This window comes from Paenarthrobacter sp. TRD_SC_7 (genome assembly GCF_056156245.1).
This window is the reverse complement of sequence record NZ_CM149587.1, coordinates 2,322,368-2,347,168: the sequence shown is the minus strand read 5'-3', so window position 1 is coordinate 2,347,168 and position 24,801 is coordinate 2,322,368. Positions and strand designations below refer to the sequence as shown.

16 protein-coding genes, 3 tRNA genes and 1 pseudogene are annotated in these 24,801 nt (G+C 62.0%); 9 read left to right on the top strand and 11 right to left on the bottom strand.

What is annotated here, in order from left to right:
- The first annotated feature begins 79 nt into the window (after nt 1–79).
- Both AC0J5Z_RS11430 and AC0J5Z_RS11425 read left to right on the top strand, forming a co-directional pair.
- Nucleotides 80–874 carry an ABC transporter ATP-binding protein gene (locus AC0J5Z_RS11430; protein WP_475032111.1) on the top strand — a complete coding sequence of 265 codons (795 nt, stop codon included), beginning with the start codon at nt 80–82 and terminating at the stop codon, nt 872–874.
- A gap of 27 nt (nt 875–901) precedes the next feature.
- The gene (locus tag AC0J5Z_RS11425; RefSeq protein ID WP_475032109.1) at nt 902–3,346 is read left to right on the top strand and encodes an ABC transporter permease; all 2,445 of its coding nucleotides are present in this window, start codon (nt 902–904) and stop codon (nt 3,344–3,346) included.
- Between the two features lie 123 nt (nt 3,347–3,469).
- Here the strand turns inward: AC0J5Z_RS11425 and AC0J5Z_RS11420 are convergent.
- From AC0J5Z_RS11420 to AC0J5Z_RS11375, 10 genes and pseudogenes are all read right to left on the bottom strand, one after another.
- A pseudogene (locus tag AC0J5Z_RS11420) lies at nt 3,470–4,698 on the bottom strand (IS110 family RNA-guided transposase).
- A 219-nt stretch (nt 4,699–4,917) separates the two neighbouring features.
- Nucleotides 4,918–6,477 (bottom strand): methionine--tRNA ligase, encoded by a 1,560-nt coding sequence (gene metG, locus AC0J5Z_RS11415; RefSeq protein WP_475032107.1) that lies wholly within the window; start codon nt 6,475–6,477, stop codon nt 4,918–4,920.
- A gap of 34 nt (nt 6,478–6,511) precedes the next feature.
- On the bottom strand, nt 6,512–7,267 hold the full coding sequence (locus tag AC0J5Z_RS11410; protein ID WP_475032104.1) for an ABC transporter ATP-binding protein: 756 nt from the start codon (nt 7,265–7,267) through the stop codon (nt 6,512–6,514).
- Nucleotides 7,264–10,074, bottom strand: a complete 2,811-nt coding sequence (locus tag AC0J5Z_RS11405) for an ABC transporter permease (protein ID WP_475032102.1) — start codon at nt 10,072–10,074, stop codon at nt 7,264–7,266. The genes AC0J5Z_RS11410 and AC0J5Z_RS11405 overlap by 4 nt, the downstream gene beginning before the upstream one ends.
- 210 nt (nt 10,075–10,284) lie before the next feature.
- A complete protein-coding gene (serA, locus tag AC0J5Z_RS11400; RefSeq protein WP_475032098.1) occupies nt 10,285–11,880 on the bottom strand; it encodes a phosphoglycerate dehydrogenase in 1,596 nt (531 codons plus the stop codon).
- 282 nt (nt 11,881–12,162) lie between these two features.
- A complete protein-coding gene (gene ilvC / locus AC0J5Z_RS11395; RefSeq protein WP_141285198.1) occupies nt 12,163–13,188 on the bottom strand; it encodes a ketol-acid reductoisomerase in 1,026 nt (341 codons plus the stop codon).
- 68 nt (nt 13,189–13,256) lie between these two features.
- The gene (gene ilvN / locus AC0J5Z_RS11390; protein ID WP_011775174.1) at nt 13,257–13,769 is read right to left on the bottom strand and encodes an acetolactate synthase small subunit; all 513 of its coding nucleotides are present in this window, start codon (nt 13,767–13,769) and stop codon (nt 13,257–13,259) included.
- Nucleotides 13,770–13,771: 2 nt separating this feature from the next.
- Nucleotides 13,772–15,676 carry an acetolactate synthase large subunit gene (locus AC0J5Z_RS11385; RefSeq protein ID WP_475032095.1) on the bottom strand — a complete coding sequence of 635 codons (1,905 nt, stop codon included), beginning with the start codon at nt 15,674–15,676 and terminating at the stop codon, nt 13,772–13,774.
- 294 nt (nt 15,677–15,970) lie between these two features.
- Nucleotides 15,971–17,692, bottom strand: coding sequence for a dihydroxy-acid dehydratase (ilvD, locus tag AC0J5Z_RS11380; protein ID WP_475039468.1), 1,722 nt, complete (start codon nt 17,690–17,692; stop codon nt 15,971–15,973).
- A gap of 116 nt (nt 17,693–17,808) precedes the next feature.
- Complete coding sequence (locus tag AC0J5Z_RS11375) at nt 17,809–18,762, bottom strand: LysR family transcriptional regulator (protein ID WP_475039466.1); 954 nt, start codon at nt 18,760–18,762, stop codon at nt 17,809–17,811.
- A gap of 180 nt (nt 18,763–18,942) precedes the next feature.
- Between AC0J5Z_RS11375 and AC0J5Z_RS11370 the strand changes: the two genes are divergently transcribed.
- The 4 genes from AC0J5Z_RS11370 (at nt 18,943) to AC0J5Z_RS11355 (ending at nt 21,605) form a co-directional block, all read left to right on the top strand.
- Nucleotides 18,943–19,941, top strand: a complete 999-nt coding sequence (locus tag AC0J5Z_RS11370; RefSeq protein ID WP_475039464.1) for a sunset domain-containing protein — start codon at nt 18,943–18,945, stop codon at nt 19,939–19,941.
- Nucleotides 19,942–19,978: 37 nt separating this feature from the next.
- A complete protein-coding gene (locus tag AC0J5Z_RS11365) occupies nt 19,979–21,142 on the top strand; it encodes a PQQ-dependent sugar dehydrogenase (protein ID WP_475039666.1) in 1,164 nt (387 codons plus the stop codon).
- A gap of 117 nt (nt 21,143–21,259) precedes the next feature.
- A tRNA-Lys gene (locus tag AC0J5Z_RS11360) sits at nt 21,260–21,335 on the top strand.
- 194 nt (nt 21,336–21,529) lie between these two features.
- Nucleotides 21,530–21,605 (top strand) — tRNA-Lys (locus AC0J5Z_RS11355).
- 93 nt (nt 21,606–21,698) lie between these two features.
- On the opposite strand, the gene AC0J5Z_RS11350 is transcribed toward AC0J5Z_RS11355, so the two are convergent.
- Entirely contained in the window at nt 21,699–22,166 is a 468-nt protein-coding gene (locus tag AC0J5Z_RS11350; protein ID WP_475039461.1) for a MarR family winged helix-turn-helix transcriptional regulator, read from the bottom strand.
- An 85-nt stretch (nt 22,167–22,251) separates the two neighbouring features.
- Here AC0J5Z_RS11350 and bcp point away from each other — a divergent pair, with 85 nt between their 5' ends.
- From bcp to AC0J5Z_RS11335, 3 genes are all read left to right on the top strand, one after another.
- Nucleotides 22,252–22,725, top strand: coding sequence for a thioredoxin-dependent thiol peroxidase (gene bcp, locus AC0J5Z_RS11345; RefSeq protein WP_475039459.1), 474 nt, complete (start codon nt 22,252–22,254; stop codon nt 22,723–22,725).
- A 63-nt stretch (nt 22,726–22,788) separates the two neighbouring features.
- Nucleotides 22,789–22,870: transfer RNA gene (locus AC0J5Z_RS11340), tRNA-Leu, on the top strand.
- A 209-nt stretch (nt 22,871–23,079) separates the two neighbouring features.
- Nucleotides 23,080–24,747 carry an ABC transporter substrate-binding protein gene (locus tag AC0J5Z_RS11335; RefSeq protein ID WP_475039457.1) on the top strand — a complete coding sequence of 556 codons (1,668 nt, stop codon included), beginning with the start codon at nt 23,080–23,082 and terminating at the stop codon, nt 24,745–24,747.
- Nucleotides 24,748–24,801: the final 54 nt, after the last annotated feature.

Genomic DNA, 24,801 nt, shown 5'->3' with positions numbered 1-24,801 from the left:
CCACGGTATGAGCAGGCTCCCGGGATAATGGGCCCGCGGCCCGATCCAGCAGGGCTGCCCTGAAACATAGCGTGGAACCATGACAACATTCACGCCTCTCCCCCGTCCGTCAGGAAGCAACCGTCCCGCAGGTTCGGACGTAGCCCAGGCGCGTCCCGCCGTCGAGGCATTTGGGCTGTCCAAGAGTTATGGACGTGCTGATACGACCGTCACTGCCCTGAACAACGTGTCCGTGAGCTTCGACGCCGGAAAGTTCACTGCCATCATGGGACCGTCCGGTTCCGGCAAGTCCACTTTGATGCACTGCCTTGCCGGCCTGGATACGGCCGATTCCGGACGGATCGTTCTGGGCGGCACCGAATTGACGGGGCTCAATGATCGTCAGCTCACCGCGCTCCGCCGCGAGAGGATCGGCTTCGTATTCCAGGCATTCAACCTGGTGCCCACCTTGACTGCCGAGCAGAACATCACGCTTCCCCTCGCCTTGGCAGGAACCACCGCCGACGCCGGATGGCTGGATACCGTTGTCACAACGCTTGGGCTGAAGGATCGTTTGAATCACCGACCGCATGAGCTTTCCGGCGGCCAGCAGCAGCGCGTGGCTGTTGCCCGTGCGCTGCTGACGCGTCCCGACGTCGTGTTCGGCGATGAGCCTACCGGCAACCTGGACTCAAGGGCCGGCGGGGAGGTCCTTGCGTTGCTGCGCCGGAGCAGCCAGGAGATGGGGCAAACCATCATCATGGTCACTCACGATCCCGTGGCCGCCAGTTACGCGGACCGCGTGGTGCTGATGAGCGACGGAGGCCTGGTGGGAGAGATTCACGATCCCACAGCAGACTCGGTGCTGGCCGCCCTCGGCAAGCTGGGGGCCTGACGCATGTTGCGTGTTGCCCTTTCCCAATTGACCACCCATTTCCGGCGGTTCGTCGCAATCGGGCTTGCCGTCATGTTGTCTGTCATGTTCCTCTCGGCCACACTCATGGTGGGAGCGAGCACCAATGCGTCACTGGGCGCGAGCATCGGCGAGGCCTATCGCAACGCGGACGTCGTGGCTACGTCCAAGGGCGGGGAACCGTTCACCCAGGCAGCGGTGGACGCGGCGGTTTCCTCCGCCGCAGTGCAGGACAGCTATGCCGAGCGTTCCACCTACGTTACTTTCGAGGCTGGTGGCGGTGAGCAGTATGGACGGCTGCGGAACGTTGCCCCGGCTTCATTGGAAGGTTCTGTCCTCTCCTCCGGTTCAATGCCAGCCAATGCCTTGGAAGCCACCATTGATGTCAAGACTGCCGAGCATCTTGGCCTCTCCGTCGGCAGCACGTTGGAGTTGCGTGGAGCGGGACCGGTCAAGAACGCAAAGGTGAGGATTTCGGGACTGACGAAGGCCACCAATGATCCTTTCTCCTCGTCGGCGGCCCAACTGGTGGGTTCCGAATCAGTACTGAACGCGGTCCAGGACGCGGGCGCCGGATACTCCGGGTTGCAGTTCGCACTTAAGCCCGGTGAAGACGTCGCCGCGGCCAAGGACTACATCGCACACCGCATGGAAGCCGCAGGTGCGGTTGAGCCCGTGCTGGAAACGGCGCAGGAGAAGGTCACCTCAACAGTGGCCATGCTGAGTGCCGGCCAGGACCAGTTGACGGTGGTGTTGCTCGCCTTCGCAGGCGTCGCCATCCTCGTCTCCACTTTGGTGGTTGCCAACACCTTCTCCGTCCTGGTGGCACAGCGGACCAGGGAGCTTGCTCTCCTGCGCTGCCTTGGCGCCGGACGCTCGCAAATCCGGGGGTCAGTCATGCTCGAAGCCCTCGTGGTCGGGTTCATTTCCTCGGTGGTGGGCGTCCTTGCCGCGACAGGACTGATGACGGCGTTGATTGCCTGGGCGAAGTCCCAGCCTGAGCAAGCGTTCGCTACATTGGCGGTACCGCCGTCGGCCATTATCGCCGGCTTGGTGGCAGGGACGTTGCTGACGATAGTCGCTGCGCTGGTACCCGCGAAGGCCGCCACCGCCGTCGCACCTCTTGCCGCCCTCCGCCCAGCCGACGACGCCTCAGTAGGCAACCGGCGCGGCAAGGTGCGCCTTGTCCTGGGGTTGGTGGCGCTACTGGGCGGGACCGCCTTGCTGGTGTACGGGAGCATTACTGTCTCCTTGCTGGTCGCGATGCTCGGTGGTGCTGCCTCGTTCGTGGGCATCCTGCTGTGCTCCACCTTGTTCATCCCCTCCGTGGTGGCCTTGGCAGGCCGGTTGGCCGCACCGGCAGGTGTGCCCGGCAAGCTCGCTTCCGTCAACGCGACGCGAAACCCTGCCAGGACCTCCGCTACTGCCGCTGCGCTGCTGATCGGCGTCACGCTGGTCTCCCTCATGATGACCGGGGCCGCTACCTCCAGGCACGCATTCAACGACACGTTGGCGGAAAACTACCCGGTGGACCTATCCGCCCTGACCACAGTGGACGGCTCCGGCGATCACTCCCAAGCTGTGTCCCGGATTAAGGCGCTGGACGGCGTCAGCGCTGCCGTGCTGCTGCAGCCCGTGGGGACGCTCAGCGATACGACCACGCCCGACGGCGGCAGTACCATCTACGGGCTCTCCGCCGGTGACGCCGCATCAGTGCTGCGCGACAACAACCTCAAGCCGACGCCGGGCACTGTTTACCTGCCTGAGGACTCCCCCGAAGGCCCGGCAAGCATCACGACGGCGGCTGGCAGCGTTACGCTCGATGCCAAAGTCCTGCGTACCCGCCATGTGCCTGCCTTCGTGGAAAGCTCCAGCATCTCTGCCGGTACGCTGCCGGAAATGCCCGGCATGGTGTGGGTGAAACTGGACGATTCCGTCTCGGGAGATAGGGTTCAGGCCATCCAGAAAGAGGTCGCCTCAGCGTTGGGCGTGCATGAGCGCACGGTCAGCGGCGCCGCAATTGAGCGGGTGACGTTCAACAGCATCATCGACGTCCTCTTGCTGGTGGTCACCGGACTTCTGGGAGTTGCGGTGGTTATCGCGCTGATCGGCGTGGCCAACACGTTGTCGCTTTCTGTCCTCGAACGGACGCGCGAGAACTCCTTGCTCCGTGCCTTGGGGCTGACCAAGGGCCAACTCCGCGGGATGCTGGCCATCGAGGCCGTGCTTGTCGCCGGTGTGGCCGCGATCATGGGTGTCGGCATGGGCATCGTTTACGGCTGGCTCGGCGCGCAGGCAAGCTTGGGCGGCGTAGCCACTGTTGTTCCGGCGGTGCCGTGGCTTCAGCTGGCGGCTGTCTTTGGGGTCGCCGTGGTGGCCGGACTCTTGGCTTCCGTGGTCCCTGCCCGGCGCGCGGCACGCTTGTCGCCCGTTGAGGGTCTGGCCACCGCCTAAGTTGCTCTCTCAGAACACCACCAAACGAGATTCGCTCTCTCACTTCCTTCGGTCAAACCGACGGGAAGTGAGAGAGCGATTCGGGTTTAAGGCTGTTATGTGAGAGTGCCCCTATGTTTTTCGTCAAGGGGTTGTGGGTGTCGGGGGTTTGTAGAGGGTGCCGTCGCGGAGCATTGCGTAGAGGGTGTCGCAGCGTCGTCGTGCGAGGGCGATGAGTGCTTGGTTGTGGCGTTTGCCTTCGGCTCGTTTGCGGTCGTAGTAGGCCCGTGAGAGTGGGTCTTTGAGGGCTGCGAAGGCTGAGAGGAACAGGGTTCGTTTGAGGACTTTGTTGCCTTTTCTGGAGGAGTGGTCCCCGCGGATGGAGGATCCGGATCGCCAGGTCACGGGGGCCAGTCCTGCGTAGGAGGCCAAGTGCCCGGCGGTGGGGAAGTCTTTCCCGGCGACTTCGGTGAGGATTCGTGCGGCGGTCCTGATGCCCACGGCCGGCAGGGACATCAGGACCGGGTGAAGAGGGTGGGCCTCCACGAGAGCTTCGACCTGGGTCAGGACCATGGTGCGGCTTTCATGGAGACCGGCCAGCATGGTGGCGAGTTGGGGCAGCACGATGGTCGCGGCGTTCGTGCCGACAACAATGACTGTTTGCTGGCCCAGGGCCTCGATGATCTCATCGGCCAGGCGTTCGCCCATCCGTGGCGCGAGTTTAGTGAGCCGGTTCCCAATCTTGCGCCGGCCGGCGTGGCGGAGCGCTTCGGGGGTGGGCCAAGTCCGCAGCAGATCATGGACTGCGGGGTGGTCCATGTAAGGTCCCAGCACCCTTTCCAGGGCGGGGTGGATCTGGGTGAGCAGCCCACGGATCCGGTTCGAGGTCGCCGTTGCCTGTTTGGCCAAGTCATCATCGAACCCGCAAAGCATGCTCAGTTCAGCGAGCTGCTCATCGGCTAACCGGACCGAGCGCAGTGTATGGGGCATCGTCCTGGCGGCCTCGGCAATGATGAACGCGTCCCGGGCATCGGTCTTCGCCTCTCCAGGATGCAGGTCCGCGATCCGGCGCATCGCCAGCCCAGGCAGGTACCCGACCAACACACCCGCGTCCTGGGCCACAGCCACCGGCAACGCCCCGATCGTCGCGGGCTGGTCAACGACCAACAGGACCCGCCCGTTCTGCGCTAACCCGGCGAGGATGTCCCGGATACCGGCTTCATCGTTCGGTAAACGCTTGTCCAGCAGCTTCTTCCCGGCCCGGTCCAAGGCAACAGCGTGATGGACGCCCTTGCCCACATCCAAGCCAACGAAAATCTCTGCAGCGTCATGGTCCTTGATCACCTTCGGCACCTCCAACTCAGCGGACTCATTTCCAGCTGGCCTGCCACGGTGTCAGGACCCGGCACCCACGTTACGCACGACGATCACACTGTCCTGCCCCTATCAGCGGTCTCCCGGCACCTACCAACCCCGGTGACAACACTCTCAAGATCATCGATCAACAGAGGGACTCAACCATGCCAGGATCAGCAGACCAGCACACCCATATCCTGCACCAGGAAACAGGCTACGAAAAAGGTAACGAGGGATTACGCCTCGGCGGGCTCTTCGTAGCGTGGGAAGATCGGCGCGGGGGCCGGCAGCTCCGTGCCAGGAACGATCGGTGTGGCGACGGCAGCGAACTGACGCGACTTGCCTTCCGGCTGGCCGAGAACCCCAAGAAGCTTCGCGGACGACGACGGCATGACCGGCTGTGCGAGGATCGCCACGATCCGGACTACCTCCAAGGTGACGTAAAGGACCGTGTTCATGCGCTCAAGGTCAGTCTTGCGCAGCACCCACGGAGCCTGCTCGGCGAAGTAGGCATTGGTATCACCCAACACAGTCCAGATTGCCTCAAGTGCCCGGCTGAATTCCTGCTTGTCGAACGCGGCACGGGCAGTGTCCAGCAACCCGCCGGCCTGCGCCAGCAAAGCATTGTCCTCGGCCGTAAATGCGCCGGGAACCGGAACCTTGCCTTCACAGTTCTTCGCCACCATGGACAGTGAACGCTGTGCAAGGTTGCCGAAGTTGTTGGCCAGGTCCGAGTTCATCCGGCCCACGATGGCTTCGTGGTTGTAGTTGCCATCCGCACCGAAGGGAACTTCGCGGAGGAAGAAGTAGCGGCACTGGTCCAGGCCGTACTGCGCCACGAAATCCTGCGGAGCCACAACATTGCCCAGGGACTTGGACATCTTCACACCATTGTTGGTGAGGAAGCCATGGATCATGACGCGCTTGGGCAGTTCCAGCCCGGCGCTCATGAGGAACGCGGGCCAATAGATGGCGTGGAAGCGTGAAATATCCTTGCCGATGACATGGACGTCTGCCGGCCAGAACTTTTTGAAGGACTCGGATTCCACGTCCGGGTAACCGATGCCCGTCAGGTAGTTCGTCAGGGCGTCAACCCAGACGTACATGACGTGCTTCTCATCGCCCGGGACCGGAACACCCCAGTCGAAGGTAGTGCGGCTGATGGAAAGATCCTCGAGGCCGCGCCTCACAAAGCTGATGACCTCGTTGAATCGGGACTGCGGCGCGCCGAACTCAGGCTGTGCCTCATACAGGGCAAGGAGTTTGTCCTGGTAGTTGGAGAGCCTGAAGAAGTAGCTTTCCTCGGCCGTCCAGGTGACCAGGGTGTCCGTCTCCTTCGAGTAACGGAGCCCGTCCTCCTTCACCACGGTGTCGTCCTCGACGTAGTATGCCTCGTCGCGGACGGAGTACCAGCCTTCGTACTTTGACAGGTAGATGTCGCCGTTGGCTTCCATCTTCTTCCAGATGGCTTGGGAAGCGGCGTAGTGGTCCTGATCCGTGGTGCGGATGAAGCGGTCGTGGGAGATCCCAAGGTCCTGACTCATCTGCTTGAACGCAGCCGAGTTGCGGTCGGCGAGCTGCTTGGCAGTGATGCCTTCCTTCTCGGCCGACTGCTGCATCTTGAGTCCGTGCTCGTCCGTTCCGGTCATGAAGAACACCTCATGTCCGTCAAGGCGCTTGAAGCGCGCCATGGCATCAGTCGCGATGACCTCGTAAGCGTGGCCGATGTGGGGCACGCCGTTGGGGTAGCTGATTGCGGTGGTGATGTAGAACGGGGATTTCTCTGGAGACGTCACTCTAAGAAGTTACCTTTTTTTGGGATGAAATAGCTTAGTTAAGTTCGGTCAGCGTATCGCTGAGCCGGACCAGCTCATGGTCGTGGGAGGCAACCAGGACGGCAATGCCATCGCTGGTGGTGTCCTTAAGAATGCCGATGATGCGGTTGGCCGCGGCGCGGTCGAGGCTCGCCGTGGGCTCGTCCACCACCAGGACACGGGTTCCCAGGATCAGGGCGCGGGCAATAGCTACACGCTGGCGTTCACCACCGGACAGCTGGGCGGGGCGGTGACGCATGCGGCGTCCGAGGCCCACCAGGTCCAGGAGGTCCTTCGCCATTTCGGTGCGCTGTTCCACTTCGCCATCGGGCACGGCGGGAAGCAGCACGTTCTCAAGGGCGCTCATGCCGTCGATCAAGGCGCCGCCCTGGTCCACGTACCCGATCAGGGCACGGCGGCGGTCCGCGATTTCGTCGTCGCCCATGGTGTCCAGCGGCTGGCCCTCCCAAAAGACCTTGCCCGACGTCGGGAGTGTAAGTCCCGCGCTGACCGTCAGGATGCTGGTCTTACCGGAGCCGCTTCGTCCGGCGATACAGTGCATCTCACCGGCGTGCAGGGTGAGGTTGAAGTCGTCCACGACGTCAACTTCCTCGGCTCCGCCTTTGTCGCCACCGTAGTGGATGGTGACTCGGCTCAGCTCCAAGGGAGTTGCGTGGTCGGTGGCCCTCACGATGGTGTTGGCGCGGGTCTGCAGCGACTCGTCCGTGGATTCCGGGGTGGCCTTCAGCTCGGGGTTGAGTTTGTCAGTCATTTGACTACTTTCGTTGCAATCGGAATCCAGCAAATTACGGCCAGCAGACCGGCCAGCCCGGCCCAAAGAGCCGCATAGGGGGCAAGGAGCAGTCCCAGCCCCAGGGCACCAAGGACTCCCAAGGGAAGTGCCACTGTGCCTACAAGTGCGTTTTCGAAGAATCGGACCTGACCCAGCATGTCCGGGTTCCAGCCCATGGCACGCAGGGTACCGAGGTACTCACGTTTGGCGTGGAGCTCGAAGCGACCTGTGACAAGGGTCAGGAGGAGGCCAACAACCACACCAAAGACCGCGAGGATGACGCTCGGCAAGGCGATGCTCGCTGCGGCCAGACCGCTCAACGCGCTGGCGCCTGCGGCCCGGGGAATATCGATCAGGAGTGCGATCAGTGCGCCCACCGCGGCTCCGAACACACCGACTGCCACGGCCAGCGAGATCGAGTTGAAGCGGTTGGTGGTGAGCTGCCTGTTGGCAAACGTCAGGGGCGAATCCACGGTCACCAGGCGTTCATCGTGCTGCGGTTCCTGGTCAATCACCACGCGGTGGCGCAGCTGCTGGGCAGCCAGCAACGCGGCGCCACTGTAGATGACGAGCATGGTCACGGAGACGATCACAGTGGCGACATTCCAGCTCAGCAAGCTGAGGATAATGCCAGCTGCGGCGAGGGCTGCGGCACCCACGGCGAACTCCTCCAGGACCCAGGATCGGATCCGTTTCTGCGTCCAGCCCATGGCCCGGAGGATTCCGGCTTCGCTCCTGCGCTGGCGGATGTAGCTCACGGTGGAAGCGCCCGTCAGGAGCGAGGCGCCCAGAAGTGTCAGGAAGAGCAAGGTGATGTTGGTTCCGGTGAGGGAGCCTGAGACGGCGTCAGCCGCGTCCTGGCGTACCCACGACTGCTGGACGGTGCCCAGGGGTGATTCCTTGCCGGCGTCGTCCTTGCTGTAGCCGGGGACAAAGATATTGGCGTCTTCACGCGCGGAGCCCGCCACGACCGTGGCCTCAAGGCCGAGTTCGCGGATCTGGGTGGCCAGTTTCTCCACCTCGGGCTGTGCAGTCTTCCAGTTGCCGGTGGCTGACGCCTTGACGCGGATGGCGTCAATCACGTCGGCGTTGGTGTCATAACCACGCGCTGCTGCGAGACCGTAGTAATCGGTGATGGCGCCGGCGGACTGGCTGACCAGACCGGTGGCACTGAGTGAGGGCTTCAGTTCCGTACCCTCTACCTCTTTGCCCTCAGAGTCCTTGCTGAGCGTCATTGGGGTGGGGTCATAGCCGCCCAGGGGAAGCTTGTTGACGTCCCCGGCTGCAGACTGAACGTCTGCAGGGTCAAAGGTGCCGTACACCATGGGCAGCGGAGTGGCTGGCTTCTTGCCTGTTTCAAGGTCTTCCCGGTAGGAGCGCTCCTCAACCGGCTTTCGCTGCGTCTGGTCCACGGCGGCCCCGAAGGACGACTTCTCGGGCAGACGGTTGACCGTTACCCAATCCCCTGGTGTGGCACTCTTTTCCGATGCTCCGTTGGCGGCTTCGTCGCCGTCCTGGTACTGCGGCGCGGCGGCAAATGCTGTGCTCCACGTTGCCGGGTTGTACAAGCCTTGGCTGAAGGAGGCGGTGCTGCCCAGCAGTTTGCTGTGGTCAGTGGAACCCGGCCATTCGAGGGCAAACGGGGACTTGGACACGAACGGAAGGTAGTCCTTGTCCAGGGACCGGGTCACGGTGCCCACCTCATTGACCACCTTGCCGCTTGCGTCAAGCTCCTCGATCTTCACCGAGTACTGCAGGTCAAGGGACGTGCCGGAACGGACAATCAGCGGAATTGCCTGGGAGTCGTCAGTCAGCAGGCCGTCGCGCTTTGCCTGCTGGTACTGCGTCATCAGCGGAGCCCAGTGCTTGAGCTTGACGCCCAGGAAATCCGGGCCTTCTTCCAACTGGTCCATGCTGAGGCCTGTGGTGAAGAGACTCTCGAAGTGGCGGCCGATCGCGCCCGCGTCACGCGCATCTGCTGGCGGAGCCTTCTCAAGCGGAGCCAGGAAGTCGCCTGCTGCGCCCAGCAGTGCCCGCTCAGCGGCCGGGTCGACGGCGACGACGGACTCTGTCACCTCAGGCGCCAGGGGAAGCGCTACGGAGAGATTGAAGAGGTTGTGCTCTGAGCCCAGGGCGGGAGCGGGGAACTTAACACCTGTCTCGCCTTCGGGACCGGCGATCCGGACGTTGGTGCCGCCGGCTGTCTGTTCCTGAATCAGGCGGCCTTTGCCCAAGGTGCCTTCAGCGCTGGTTTTGAAAAGGGTTTTCTGGTTAGCTCCGTCCGAGCTCGTGGCCGAGGCAGTCAGGCGGTACTTCTTGGGGGAATCGGACAGGACGGATTCGGCGGCTGGCCACTTGCTGGAATCCATGGCAGAGGGGTCCCCCGCCGTCACTGCGCCGGCAAGGCCTGCGTTGTACCCGAGGTAGTCCATGGCGTTGAGGCGGGGAGCTTCAAGGTTCTGCGATACACGCGAGACCAGGCTGATGGGTGCGGCCACGGCCGTTTGGCCCATGGTCCGGATCTTTTCCAGCTGCTCAAAGCTGATGCCACCTTGGCCGTTGGCGATTTCCGGCTGGATCAATGCACCGCCTTCGCCATCTTGTGATTGGTCAGGCTTTGCCTGGACCAGGATGTCGTAGAGTCCCCGCGAGTTCTCGTCCACTGTCCTGTTCAGAGCCGCCTGTGACTGGCTCTGGACGAGGACGGACAAGCACATGGCGACGATCAAAATGGCCGCGGTCAGCAGCAGCACACGGCTTCTGATGAACCTTTGGACGGCGTTCATTGGGCTCCCTGAGACCTTGATTGCGGGCGCGCACACACGGTCCGTGATTCCTCAAAAGACACAGAGGAATACCGGGCTGTATGTGCAAAAAAGTTGTGGCCGGCCTGCTGCCGGGTCCGAATCCCGGACCCAGCCATTGTAAGCAGACCGGCCACTCCTGCGTGCCAAGGTGTGTCGCCGGCACGCGAACCTAGCTGATAAGGATCAGTCCTAGTCCTCCAGATCCACTTCACGAACCATTTCTGCGCCGATACCAGCCTTGATGGCTTCCAGTACCTGCTGCGGAACAGAGCTGTCGATGGTCAGGAGCGCCAGCACCTGACCGCCTTCGGTCTGGCGTGCCACCTGCATCCCGCCGATGTTGATGTTGTTCATGCCCAGGATGTGTCCGATGGTGCCAATCACGCCCGGACGGTCGGCGTAAGCCACCACCACCAGGTGTTCGCTGATGGGAATTTCGACATCGTACCCGTTGACGCCCACAAGCTTCTCCACCTGCTTGGGACCGGTGAGGGTACCGGCAACAGAGATCTGGGAACCATCGCTGAGCGCACCACGGATGGTCAGGACATTGCGGTAGTCCTCAGCGTCCGGGGTGGTGATCAGGCGGGTGTTGATGCCGCGCTGTTCGGCGATCACGGGAGCATTCACGTAGGAGACCTGCTCGGTGACCACATCGGCGAAGACGCCCTTCAGCGCGGCCAGTTCGAGTACCTTGACGTCAAGTGCGGCAATTTCACCAGCAACCTCGACGTCGATCTGGGTCAGGGATGCATGGGTCAGCGCAGTGAAAATCCGGCCCAGCTTCTCGATCAGCGGTATGCCCGGGCGCACGTCCGGGGCGATGACCCCACCGGCAACGTTCACGGCATCGGGCACGAGCTCGCCGGCCAGGGCAAGGCGAACCGACTTGGCGACTGAGACGCCTGCCTTCTCTTGGGCCTCATCTGTTGACGCGCCGAGGTGCGGAGTGACAACCACGTTGTCGAGTTCGAAGAACGGCAGGTCGGTACTGGGCTCTTTGACAAAGACGTCAACTCCGGCGCCGGCAATCTGGCCTTCCTTCAGCGCGGTGTAGAGGGCTTCTTCGTCCACAAGGCCGCCGCGGGCCACGTTGATGACGTACGCCGATTCTTTCATCTTGCGGAACGCGTCAGCGCCCAGCATGCCAACAGTCTCCGGTGTCTTGGGCATGTGGATGGTGATGAAGTCGGAATTTTCCAGAAGTTCATCCAGGGTGACCAGCTTGACGCCCAGCTGGGCCGCACGAGCTGCCGTGATGTAGGGGTCATAGGCAAGGATCTCGGTTTCGAAGCCCTGCAGGCGTGCTGCCACCAGGGCGCCGATGCGGCCCAGGCCGATGATTCCGATCTTTTTCTCGAAGAGTTCGATGCCGGTGTACTTGGAGCGCTTCCACTCGCCGTTCTTCAGCGCGGAGCTGGCCTGCGGAATGTGGCGCGCGAGGCTCAGGATGTGGCCCACCGTGAGCTCTGCTGCAGAGACGATGTTTGACGTCGGGGCGTTGACCACCATGACGCCTGCCTGCGTTGCGGATTTGATGTCCACGTTGTCCAGGCCCACGCCTGCACGCGCGATGACCTTAAGGTTCTTGGCCGCAGCGATGGCTTCGGCATCCACTTGAGTAGCCGAACGGACCAAGATGGCGTCGACGTCGGCAATGGCGGACAGCAGCTGGGAACGGTCGGCGCCGTCGGTCTGTCGGATTTCAAAGTCCGGGCCCAATGCCTCGACTGTGGCGGGCGAAAGTTCCTCTGCGAGGAGGACGACGGGTTTGCTGGCTGACACGGGGTGGCACCTTACTTTGGACAACTTTGGACAGAACTGGACAAGGAGCGGATGCGTGGCCCGGGTACGGCACCGGGACCAGCCCAGAATATCGAATCAGGGCAGGGATTCCGGTGCCGGGGAGGGATGTTACGGCCGGACCGGTAGCTGTTGTGAAGAAGTTCACAACCCATGTGGCTGAGCAAATCGGTGGAGAAACGATGGTCAAACGACGACGCCCGTCCGGCTGTTTTCGCCGGACGGGCGTCGTAGCGCGCGGGCCGTTAGGCCAGCACCGAAGGATCAGCGGGCTGCAGAACCTTCAACGTAGTCAGCGTCCTGCTGCTGCCAGGAGAACAAGGAGCGCAGTTCGCGGCCGACCTCTTCGATCGGGTGCTGCTCTGCCTTGGCACGCAGTTCCTTGAACTCGGTACCGCCGTTGTCCTGATCGTCGATGAAGCGCTTGGCAAAAGCACCGCTCTGGATGTCAGCGAGGACAGCCTTCATGTTTTCCTTCACCTCAGGGGTGATGACGCGCGGGCCGGAGACGTAGTCGCCGTACTCTGCGGTGTCGGAAACGCTCCAGCGCTGCTTGGCAATGCCGCCCTCCCACATGAGGTCAACAATGAGCTTGAGCTCGTGGAGAACCTCGAAGTAGGCGATCTGCGGCTGGTAGCCGGCTTCGGTCAGGGTTTCGAAGCCGTACTGGACGAGCTGGGAAACGCCACCGCAAAGGACGGACTGCTCGCCGAAGAGGTCGGTCTCAGTCTCTTCAGTGAAGGTGGTCTTGATGACGCCGGCGCGGGTTCCGCCGATTGCCTTGGCGTAGGACTTCGCCAGGTCCCAAGCGGAACCGGATGCGTCCTGCTCAACAGCGATGATGTCAGGGATACCGCGGCCGGCTTCAAATTCGCGGCGCACGGTGTGACCCGGAGCCTTGGGAGCGATCAGGATGACGTCAACGCCGGCCGGAGCTTCGATGTAGCCGAAGCGGATGTTGAAGCCGTGTGCGAAGGCAAGTGCCTTGCCCTCAGTCAGTTTGTCCTTGATGGAGTCGTTGTAGATCGAGCGCTGGTGCTGGTCCGGTGCCAGGATCATGATGACGTCTGCCCATTCGGCCGCGTCCGCAACGTTCTTGACAGTGAAGCCTGCATCCTCTGCCTTGGCGGCCGACTTTGAGCCATCCTTCAGCGCGATAACAACCTCGACGCCGGAATCGCGCAGGTTGAGTGCGTGGGCGTGGCCCTGGGAGCCGTAGCCAACGATGGCTACCTTGCGGCCCTGGATGATCGACAGGTCTGCGTCGTCGTCGTAGAACATTTCAGTCACTTGCGTAACTCCTCTTGAGTGGTTTTTCGTAGATATTGATAGTGGTGCTGCGGTACTGGACGCAACGCTCACGCGGAGCGGAGCGCCCTGTCACTCATGGAGCGGGATCCCCGTCCAACGGCCAAGGTGCCGGACTGCACGATTTCACGGATGCCGAACGGCTCGAGCACTGAAAGCAGCGCGGCGAGCTTCTCGGGGGTACCGGTTGCCTCAATCACCAACGAGTCTGTGGACACGTCGACGACGGCGGCACGGAACAGGTCTGCAGCCTGGGTAACCTGCAGACGTGTCGCGGCATCCGCACGTACTTTGACCAGGATGTGGTCACGTTGTACGGAAGATTCAGAGGTCAGCTCAACGATCTTGATCACGTTGACCAACTTGTTGAGCTGCTTGGTGACCTGCTCGATCAGGTCGCCGTCGGCGTCGACGACAACCGTCATGCGGGACATGCCTGGAACCTCGGTGGGTCCCACAGCCAGGGAATTGATGTTGAACGCGCGCCGGGCGAAGAGACTGGCCACGCGGGTCAGCACACCGGGCTTGTCTTCTACCAGAACGGACAGTGTGTGGCGGCTCATGCCTAGTCCTCCTCTTCCCATTCCGGGGTCATATTGCGGGCAACCTGGATCTGGTCGTTGCTGACGCCCGAGGGCACCATCGGCCACACCATCGAGTTGGGGCTGACGACGAAGTCGATGACCACCGGGCGGTCATTGATTTCGAGTGCCTTCTGGATGGTGGCGTCGATGTCTTCGTCGCGCTCACAACGCAGTGCTGCACAACCATAGGCGTCGGCCAGCTTCACGAAGTCCGGAATCCGGATGGTGTCGTGGCCTGTATTCAGATCCGTATTTGAGTAGCGGCCCTCGTAAAACAGCGTCTGCCATTGGCGGACCATGCCCAGCGAGGAGTTGTTGATAATGGCGACCTTGATCGGGATGTTGTTGATGGCGCAGGTGGCCAATTCCTGATTGGTCATCTGGAAGCAGCCGTCTCCGTCGATGGCCCAGACCACGCGATCCGGTTCACCAACCTTGGCGCCCATGGCTGCCGGAACCGAGTATCCCATGGTTCCTGCGCCACCGGAGTTCAGCCAGGCATGCGGCCGTTCGTACTTGATGAACTGGGCGGCCCACATCTGGTGTTGCCCCACGCCGGCTACATAGATCCCTTCGGGACCCGTGAGCTCGCCGATGCGCTTGATCACGCGCTGCGGGGCAGTGAGCCCGTCTTCGGGCTCCGTCCAGCCCAGCGGATACGTGTCCCGCAGGTTACCTAGGAAAGCCCACCAGGAATCCAGGTCCGGGGTGCCGCTCAGCTCGAACTGCGTTTTCACAGCCTCGGTCAGTTCAGGAATGATCTCTTTGACCGAACCGACGATCGGGACATCGGCCGTACGGTTCTTGGAGATTTCCGCGGGGTCGATGTCTGCGTGGATGACCTTGGCAAACGGGGCAAAGGTCTTCAGCACGCCGGTGACGCGGTCATCAAACCTGGCACCGAGGGTGATCAGGAGGTCGGACTGCTGGAGCGCAGTCACGGCGGAGACGGACCCGTGCATGCCGGGCATGCCTACGTGCTGGGGGTGCGAATCGGGGAACGCACCCCGGGCCATGAGGGTGGTGACGACGGGAGCGCCGGTGGCCAGCGCGAGCTCCATGAGCTCTGCCGACGCATGGCCCTTGACCACACCGCCGCCCACATAGAGGACCGGCTTACTGGCTGCGGCGATCAGCTTGGCAGCCTCGCGGACCTGCTTGTTGTGGCCTCGGACCACCGGACGGTAGCCCGGCAGATCCACCTTCGGCGGCCAGGAGAAGGTCATCTGACCAACCTGGGCGTCCTTGGCGATGTCCACCAGGACAGGGCCCGGACGGCCGGTGGACGCGAGGTGGAACGCCTCCGCCATGACGTGCGGGATGTCATTGGGGTCAGTGACCAGGAACGAGTGCTTGGTGATGGGCATCGTGATTCCCACGATGTCCGCTTCCTGGAAGGCATCGGTGCCGATGACTCCACTGGAAACCTGGCCGGTGATGGCCACCATCGGCACGGAGTCCATGTGGGCATCCATGATGGCGGTAACGAGGTTGGTGGCACCGGGTCCCGAGGTGGCGATGCAAACGCCAACTCGTCCAGTAACCATGGCGTAGCCTTGCGCGGCGTGGCCGGCTCCCTGTTCGTGACGGACCAGGATGTGATTCATGCTGGAGGCCATCAAGGGGTCGTAGGTGGGCAGGATCGCGCCACCGGGCAAACCGAAAATATCGTCCACGCCGAGTTCTTCGAGCGAACGGACAATTGCTTGCGAGCCGGACATCACCGTTGGGGGTACAACGGTGTTCGGCCCAAGTACAGGAGAGAGAGGTGCAGCAGCGTCGACGACGACGGCCTCAGCCGTGCGGTCGACCTTTTCCGGAGCTTTGTGGGCTCCAGCGGACTTTGCAGCCATCAGCGAGGGGCTGATCGGCGATCCTTTGCTCATCGGACTCTTCCTTAGTGGATCTTCAATAGATGGGTCTTGCTTCGGGGAATAAAAAAACCCCTCAGCCTTCCGGCTCTTCGAGGGGTTTGCGCGTGACAGTTCGTTACCAGTCGGGCTAAGCCACGCGCTTGGTAAGGACGACGACGCCGACGGTAACGAATGTGATCATGCGTTCAGTGTTCCCTCTAAGTGAGATACGTGTCAATTGGCCACAATCGTATCTCACTATTTGGACAGTGATGTCCGCCTGCCGGACTCCGCCCGTCTCATGACAGCCGGAGTCCGGAGCAGGAATCAGCCGCAGTAAGCTCCTGTGGAGGCACTGTGGACCAGCTTGGCGTACTTGGCCAGGACACCCTTGGTGAACTTGGCGGGCAGCGGCTCCCAGCCCTCCCTGCGGGCTTCGAGCTCTGCTTCGTCCACCAGGAGATCGAATGAGCGCGCGGCGATGTCCACACGGATCCGGTCGCCGTCCTTCACGAAGGCGATGGGTCCGCCGTCGACGGCTTCAGGCGCAACGTGACCGATGCACAGGCCGGTGGTACCGCCCGAGAAGCGGCCGTCAGTGAGCAGCAGGACATCCTTGCCAAGGCCCGCGCCCTTAATGGCTCCGGTGATGGCGAGCATTTCGCGCATGCCCGGACCTCCCTTAGGACCTTCGTAGCGGATGACCACGACGTCGCCCTTGTGGATTTCACCGTTGTCCAACGCGTTGAGGGCGCCCTGCTCGCGCTCGAAGACGCGCGCAGTCCCTTCGAAAACATCGGCATCGAAGCCGGCGCTCTTCACCACGGCGCCTTCAGGAGCCATGGAACCGTGGAGGATGGTGATGCCACCGGTCTTGTGGATCGGGTTGTCCAATGCACGGAGGATCTTGCCGTCGAGGTCCGGCGGGTTGATCGAGGCAAGGTTTTCGGCGAGCGTCTTGCCGGTAACGGTGAGGCAGTCGCCGTGCAGCAATCCGGCGTCGAGCAGTGCCTTCATGATGACCGGCACGCCGCCGATCTTGTCGACGTCGGTCATCACGTAGCGGCCGAAGGGCTTGAGGTCCCCCAGGTGCGGGATCTTATCGCCGATGCGGTTGAAGTCGTCCAGCGTCAGCTCAACTTCTGCTTCACGGGCGATCGCGAGCAGGTGGAGCACAGCGTTGGTTGAACCGCCAAAAGCCATGGTGACGGCAATAGCGTTCTCGAAAGCCTTTTTGGTCATGATGTCGCGGGCCGTGATGCCAAGGCGCAGCAGGTTTACTACCGCTTCGCCGGACTTGCGCGCGAAATCATCACGACGGCGGTCTGCCGACGGCGGGGCGGCTGAACCCGGAAGGGACATGCCCAGGGCTTCGCCAATGCAGGCCATGGTGTTGGCCGTGTACATGCCACCACAGGCGCCTTCCCCGGGACAGATGGCCTTTTCGATGCGGGTGAGGTCTTCCATGCTCATCTTGCCGGCGGCACAGGCACCGACGGCTTCGAAGGCATCAATGAGGGTGACTTCCTTCTCCGAGCCGTCCTCAAGCTTGACCCAGCCCGGCATGATGGAGCCGGCGTAAAGGAAGACGGATGCGAGGTCCAGGCGGGCAGCAGCCATGAGCATGCCGGGAAGGGACTTGTCACAACCGGCCAGCAGCACCGAACCATCGATGCGCTCGGCCTGCATCACCGTTTCCACGGAGTCGGCGATGACCTCGCGGGAAACAAGGGAGAAGTGCATGCCCTCGTGGCCCATGGAGATGCCGTCCGAAACGGAGATGGTGCCGAACTGCATCGGGAAGCCACCGCCAGCATGGACGCCTTCCTTGGCTCCCTGTGCAAGGCGGTTCAGGGAGAGGTTGCAGGGGGTAATTTCGTTCCACGAACTGGCAACGCCAATTTGGGGTTTGGCAAAGTCGTCATCGCCCATGCCCACCGCGCGGAACATGCCACGGGCAGGCGCCGCGTGAATGCCATCGGTGACCACCCGGCTGCGGGGTTTGATGTCCGGGGCGTTGTCTGTCGCAATTCGGGTGGTGTCACTCATGGTCCAAAGTCTATGTGTTCCGGGCAGCTACCAAGGTTGTCGCACGCCGGGTTAAGCCCAAACCTTCGAATGTTGCGAAATTGCGACCATCCTGCCCGGCAACTATCGCCTGGGTCTCAAATGGTCTGCCTCTCATATGGTGAGGTGAGGCGTGATTCGTTGAGTTCCTTGGCAATGGCTGCAGCCTCGCTCTTGAGCATGTCCAGGACGATGGAAATGGTTGCCCGCGCGGCAACCTCCTGCCGTGACAAGGCAACAATGCTCCTGCTCGCTTTCACCTCTGTGAGCGGCCGAAGAACCAGCCCCCGCCGGGCGCTGGCCCGGGCCGTATAACGCGGCAGGAGACATATGCCGTGCCCCGCGCCAACCAGGGCCTCAAGCACCCTGAGATCCGGATACCGTTGCCCCCTCAAGGCCTGCCTGCCCGCGTGCAGCTCGATCTGGCGAAGGACAGTATCGAAAGGGAACCCCTCAGGGACACCGATCCAGGGGAAATCAACAACGTCCTGGGGACTCAGCCGTTCTTTGGCGGCCAAAGGATGTCCGGAAGGCATGGCGACGTCCAGCGCTTCCTCCAAAAGGGGCACCACCGTCAAGCCCCTCCTGGCGAAAACCTCAGGTCCATCCACGCTGTGCGCAAGCACGATGTCGTAATCCGCCACCAGGGGCGCGAAGTGGGCGGTTCCCGGATCCTCGAAATGGGCATCGAAACTCAGCCCGTCCACAGAGGCAACCCGATGCAGCACTCCCGGAAGCAGCATTTCCGCCGCGCTGGGGAAGAAGGCTGCGGAGACGCGCGTTTGCCAACCCTTCCGGTAGGTGTCGATGGTGGACTCTGCCCGCGCCATGGCAGTGGCAATATCCGAGGCTGCTGCTGCCATGGCCAGCCCTGCTTCAGTCAACTGGACGCCCCGGCCAACCTTCTCCACCAATACAACGCCGATTTCCGCCTGCAGCGTCTTCAGCTGTTGTGAAACCGCCGAGGCTGTGACATTCATGGCCTCCGCGGTGGCGCCAACACTTTGCCGGTCTGCCAATTCGCGCAGAATCTGCAGCCTTTTGAAGTCCATGGAGCCAGACTAAGCGACTCAAGGGAATTACTTGCGCACGGAATATTCCGCCCTCCAAATTAGTAAGGAGGCTGAGAATTTTGCGCGAACCAGCAGGTCAAACGCTGGACAGCCCAATAGCAGGCACGTAACGTCAGGATTATCACGAGCTGCACCCCAGTGAGCAGAAGGGCCACCACCATGGACTGGTTAATTTGGGTCATTGTCATTGTTTTGGTCGTCGCGATTGTTTGGTGGCTAATGAAGCGCAAAAAGGCGGGGAGCACAGCCTCAAGCCAAGCGCCCGCTGATGATCGCGTCGCCGCCACCTCCGGCCGGCCCGCGTCGGCTCCCCCGGCAGCGACGGCGCCCGGCAACACAGCCTCCATACCCGATCCCGGACTAGCCGCAGCAGGCGTGGCAGGGTTGGCGGGGGTAACCAATCTCGGGAAGGCAGCAGCCGAGGGCAGCGGCCCGACCCCCGAGGAACCCAGCGTCACCGAGGACAGCGCCCGGATTGGCGAGGAACCCAGCGTTCCCGACGAAGCACATGGGGCATCCCCTGCCACGAGCGACATGCAGGCTGAGCCGCGTACCGCCGTCGACGATTCACGAGCGGTTATCGCATCCGACGTTCAGCCGGCCGAAACGCCCGGATTGACCGTGACGGAACCAGTCATCGCATCCCCCGCGGTGGACGAACCCGTGGTCGATGAACCCGTGGTGACCGAACCGGTGGTGGACACGGATGCAAAGGTCCACGCGGCTGACGCCGGCGACGTTGACGACTGGGATACAGGTTCCCCGGCAGCAACCTCTGGAACGAATGCCGATGAGGCAGCGGACTCCGATGCGGCAGCAGACAAGGCCGAGTGGGAGTCTTCTTGGACAGATGAGGGCGGCACCCCGGTCCATCGCCACGAGTACACCAACGCGCATTCACCCACCCTGCCCGGCGCCGAGTCCGCGGCCGCCGAAGATTCCGGGGCGTCAGGTCATCTGGCCGTCGAGCACCCTTACGGTACGGGCTCCTCCAGCGCACCAGGGGACGCCTATCCCGTCAAAGCCAGCGCGTCGGCCATGACATACCACGACGAAGACACCGTCGGGTATGACCAAGCTGATGCCGATGTATGGTTCGAATCGTCCGCACATGCCGAAGCTGCCGGCTTCCGGCCGCCCCGCCGCAGCAGGCACTAAGTCCAAGCCAGCGGACAGAACAGCGGCAGGCAAGAACATGGGCAGGCACTCTTCGGAACAGCGCGTGCGCCTGGTGCCTGCCTCTGCGCTTGCGCTGATCCTGGCGCTGTCGGGATGTACGGGCAGCCCATCGTCACCGGGCACAGCCGCGACACCCAACACGGCGGCGACATCGGGAGGGACTGCCTCACCGGCGGCCTCCCGCCCCGGAACCGGCCAGGGGCCGCCCGGTTCATCTCAAACACCTGAACTCGCCCAAAAGCTCGACGTCGGATTGCAGCTGCCCTGGTCGGTCGTCTTCCTGCCGGACGGCACCGCAGTGGTGTCCGAGCGCGACTCTGCGCAAGTCAAGAGCATCCGAAACGACCAATCCACCACCATAGGCGAGGTGTCCGGCGTCGATCCCGGCGGGGAAGGCGGGCTGCTGGGTTTGGCCCTGTCACCTGACTTCGAATCGGACCGCTGGCTGTACGCATACTTCACCTCGCCAAGCGACAACCGGATCGCGCGGATGAGGCTGGCCGAGGATGCAGGCGGTGAGTTGGCCCTGGGCGAGGCCGAAGTGATCTTCTCCGGAATGTCCAAGGCCTCAACACACAACGGCGGCCGGATCCGCTTTGGCCCGGATGGATTTCTTTACGTAGGAACTGGTGACTCGCAGCGCCGGGAGCAACCGCAGGACACGAACGCCCTCGGCGGAAAGATTCTTCGGCTTACACCGGAAGGACGCCCCGCGCCGGGAAATCCCTTCGGCGACAACCCTGTCTACAGCTACGGACACCGGAACGTCCAAGGCCTCGCTTGGGACAGCGAAGGACGACTCTGGGCCAGCGAATTCGGTCCGGACGTGGATGACGAACTCAACCTCATCACCCCGGGAGGCAACTACGGGTGGCCCACCGTAACGGGCGCACCCGGGCGAAGCGGCCTGATCGACGCGAAGGTGGTTTGGCCATCAACGTCAGATGCCTCACCAAGTGGGCTCGAAATTGTGAACGGCGTTGCTTACACGGGAGCGCTTCGCGGCCAACGACTGTGGGCGGTTCCGCTCGACGGCGAGAATGCCGGCACTCCTGTGGCCCATTTCACAGGAGAATACGGGAGGCTGCGGGACGTTGCCCGCGCTCCCGACGGCACTCTCTGGGTCCTCAGCAACAACAGAAACCCTGATTTTGCGCTGATCCTGAGGATTGGGCCCTGAGGTCACAGGCGGCAAGCTGCCGATTTCGTACTTCGGCGGAAGTCGTGTAGAGTTACATGTCGTTGCGGAGATCGCCGGTGAAGGAAAAGCTTCCCGGTCTGATCAAAATCAACAGCTGCACCTCTAGCTCAACTGGCAGAGCAATTGACTCTTAATCAATGGGTTCCGGGTTCGAGTCCCGGGGGGTGCACCAAGGAGAAGGCCTTGGAGTGAATTCACTCCAAGGCCTTCTTTGTTGTTTAATAATCCATTCAAAGGCAAAGCAAATGGCGTCCATCACGCATTGCTCTTTGTGGTCGGCAGCAGTCGAAAAGTGGTGTAGAGTTATTTGTCGTTGCGGAGGTCAACGAGGAATGCGAATTCCCCGAATAGGCCGAAGCAATAACCGCACCTCTAGCTCAACTGGCAGAGCAATTGACTCTTAATCAATGGGTTCCGGGTTCGAGTCCCGGGGGGTGCACCAAAGCGAAAGGCTCCGGATCGTATCTACGATCCGGAGCCTTTCGCGTTTCCAGGTCAGCGTTTCCCTAAGGGAAACCCTGGCCACAGGCTTTGGTCAGACTTGAGGCAAGTCGGTGTCAACCTCATGGGATTCCTGCTCCGGTGCCGGCAACCCAGCCAGGCCCCGAACAACGATCCGGAGTTCCTCGCGAAGACGGGCGGTGTCCACGGCAACGGGCGACAAAACATCCTGCTCAAGCTTGACTGCTTCTGCAAGGGCTGCAATGCCGGCCTCGGTAAGGGTCACCACATGACTTCTGCGGTCGGAGTCACTGCGTTGGCGGGTAACGTGCCCGTGCAGCTCAAGCCTCGCAAGAGTGGTGCCCATTGTCTGGGCCTTGACCCGCGCAACTTCGGCCAATGCCGCTTGGGTAATGGCCCCCTTGGCGGCAAGCACTTGCATGGCAATGACTCCCGCATGGGTAAGGCCGATTGACTTCAATTTTTCGTTCCACGAGATTTCCACCAGGCGTGCAGCTGTCGAAAGCAATCGGGTGGTGGGCCATCTCTCCATATCTGGCATGCCGATAGTATATGCGCGTAAGCGGTGAGGTCGTGGCTTCTCCCCACTAAACTGGGAAGTCGCGATCACTGGCAAGGAGCAAATTTTGGCTGAACGACTTATCCCGGGAGACATCGCCCCGGACTTCACACTTCAGGATGAAACCGGCAAAAGCGTGAGCTTGTCGGACCTCCGACGGCGGAAAACCATCCTCTATTTCTACCCGGCGGCCTCCACGCCCGGCTGTACCAAGGAAGCATGCGATTTCCGCGACACACTTGGGTCCCTACAGGCGGCAGGGTACGAGGTTGTGGGCGTCTCCCCCGACCCCGTCAAGGCACTTGCCAAGTTTGCTGAGGAAGAGCAACTGACATTCCGGCTGCTCTCGGACGAAGACCACTCCGTAGCTGAGGCGTATGGTGCGTGGGGCGAGAAAAAGAACTATGGCCGCAGCTACATGGGGCTAATCCGATCAACCTTTGTGGTTGACCCCGACGGAAAGCTTTCCCTCGCGCAATACAACGTGCGCGCCACCGGCCACGTAGCCAAGCTGCGGCGGGATCTCAAGCTGGACAAGTAGCGGGTACACTGGAGGCCGGTATATGGCAGCTGCCGTCCAACGAGGCGGTCCGGTTGCCAGCCAGCGCGAGTGGTGAAATTGGCAGACACGCAGGATTTAGGTTCCTGTGCCTTCGGGCGTGGGGGTTCAAGTCCCCCCTTGCGCACTGCTGATATCGCAGCCTGAATATGGCAGCACAGTGGCTTGGAGCCATCTGGAATACCCCCGGTTGCAGAACCGGGGGTATTTTTCCCTTCAGCAGCCGGGGGGCTCCTGAAAGCGCCCTGGGAAGTGCACTCAGGACGTTCAACTAGACTGGAATGCGGTCTGGCCGAAGCCGGCCATAGCACTTCCAACCGGCTTGAGGGGACAAGAGTGGCAAGCAGCAAAATGCGGCGCCTAAGCATGCAGTTCGGAGCTGCCGTAGTGGCTGTGGGCCTGGCAGGGTGCACGGGAACACCAGGCCCCGCACCATCTTCATCAGCCAGCAGCACTGCCACCGTTGAGCCCTCGGCAACATTCAATTTCGGCACAGCGTCCATGCCCTTGGGCCTCGATCCTGCCATGACCGCGGATTCCGAGTCCTACCGTGTCACCCGCCAGGTCCTGGAAGGACTCGTGGGGGTAGATGGCGAGACAGGGCAGACGACTCCCCTCCTGGCCACGGAGTGGAAGGACAGCAACAACGGGCTGAGCTACGACTTCACCCTCCGCTCCAACGTGACCTTTCACGACGGTACTCCACTGGACGCGGCAGCTGTTTGCGCCAACTTCAACCGCTGGTTTACTTTCCCCGAGGACCTCCGAAAGCAAGCGCCCGGGATTTCGTTCCAAAGCGTTTTCAAGGCTTATTCGGACCAGCCAGTGTTCTCCATCTTCAAAAACTGCAAAGTGGTCTCGGCCAGCGACGTCCAGATCAATCTGACGCGCCCCTTCACCGGATTCCTTCAGGCATTGACACTGCCGGCCTTCGCAATATCTTCCCCGGCAGCTCTGGAAGCACAGCAAGCCAACGTCCTGAACCAGATCCGGAATGGCCAAGCCGTGTCCAGCTACGCAGGGCATCCCGTGGGAACTGGCCCGTATGAGTTCAGCGGGTGGGACGAGAAGAAGGTGACCCTGTCCAGCTACGACGCCTATTGGGGCAACAAGGGCCAGATAGCAACCATCAACTTCATCCCCTACGATCGCGCGGAAACGCGCCAGCAGGCCCTGCTGGACGGCAAGATCGATGCCTATGACCTGGTGACTTCCGGGACCTTTGACCAGTTGGTCAAAAAGGGCGTCCAGATCATCCAGCGCGACCCGTTCTCGGTGATGTACCTCGGCATCAACCAGGCTGTTGCCCCCTTGGAAAAGCCTGAGGTCCGCCAAGCGATTGAAATGGCGATCGACAAAGAAACACTGATCCGCAAATTCTTCATCGACAACACAGCGCAGGCGTCACAGTTCGTGCCGCCCAAGCTCAGTGGCTTCAACAACAACGCCCCTTCCCTGGGTTACAACCCGGAGAAAGCAAAAGAGCTATTGAAGAAGGCGGGTTACAAGGGCGAAGAGCTGAAGTTCTACTACCCGCTCAACGCCACTCGCGCCTATATGCCCACCCCGGAAAAGATCTACGCCGAGATCAGCCGCCAGCTCGTCGCTGTCGGATTCACCATCAAACCGGTGCCTATCGATTGGGAAGACGGCTACCTCCAAAGGGTCCAGTCTGCAGGGGATCGTGGCTTGCACCTGCTCGGCTGGAACGGCTCTTACGCGGACGCGGACAACTTCCTTGGACCACTGTTCGGGGAAACCCGCGCCGAGTTCGGATACGCCGACTCGGAAGTCTTCCACAAGATAGAACGCGCACGGGCCATGCCGGAAGGAGACGACCGCAACGCCCAGTATCAGGCCATCAACGCAGAGATCGCGGCGTCGGTACCGGCTGTGCCCATTGCCTTCCCCATCTCGGCGCTGGCGCTGTCCAACAGGGTGGAAAGCTACCCGGCTTCCCCCGTCCTCAACGAAGTTTTCACAAACGTCCGCCTAAAGCCTTGACGATTACCCGCAATTTCAGTATTGAGTCTGCGCGGGGATATTCTGTGACAGCCA

Bases quoted from the DNA above. Each gene is read 5' to 3' on its own strand.
- AC0J5Z_RS11430 (WP_475032111.1), top strand. From the start codon at position 80: ATGACAACATTCACGCCTCTCCCCCGTCCGTCAGGAAGCAACCGTCCC.
- AC0J5Z_RS11350 (WP_475039461.1), bottom strand. From the start codon at position 22,166: ATGCCAGATATGGAGAGATGGCCCACCACCCGATTGCTTTCGACAGCT.
- AC0J5Z_RS11410 (WP_475032104.1), bottom strand. From the start codon at position 7,267: ATGACTGACAAACTCAACCCCGAGCTGAAGGCCACCCCGGAATCCACG.
- AC0J5Z_RS11370 (WP_475039464.1), top strand. From the start codon at position 18,943: ATGGACTGGTTAATTTGGGTCATTGTCATTGTTTTGGTCGTCGCGATT.
- AC0J5Z_RS11405 (WP_475032102.1), bottom strand. From the start codon at position 10,074: ATGAACGCCGTCCAAAGGTTCATCAGAAGCCGTGTGCTGCTGCTGACC.
- ilvD (WP_475039468.1), bottom strand. From the start codon at position 17,692: ATGAGTGACACCACCCGAATTGCGACAGACAACGCCCCGGACATCAAA.
- ilvN (WP_011775174.1), bottom strand. From the start codon at position 13,769: ATGAGCCGCCACACACTGTCCGTTCTGGTAGAAGACAAGCCCGGTGTG.
- AC0J5Z_RS11385 (WP_475032095.1), bottom strand. From the start codon at position 15,676: ATGAGCAAAGGATCGCCGATCAGCCCCTCGCTGATGGCTGCAAAGTCC.
- AC0J5Z_RS11375 (WP_475039466.1), bottom strand. From the start codon at position 18,762: ATGGACTTCAAAAGGCTGCAGATTCTGCGCGAATTGGCAGACCGGCAA.
- AC0J5Z_RS11365 (WP_475039666.1), top strand. From the start codon at position 19,979: ATGGGCAGGCACTCTTCGGAACAGCGCGTGCGCCTGGTGCCTGCCTCT.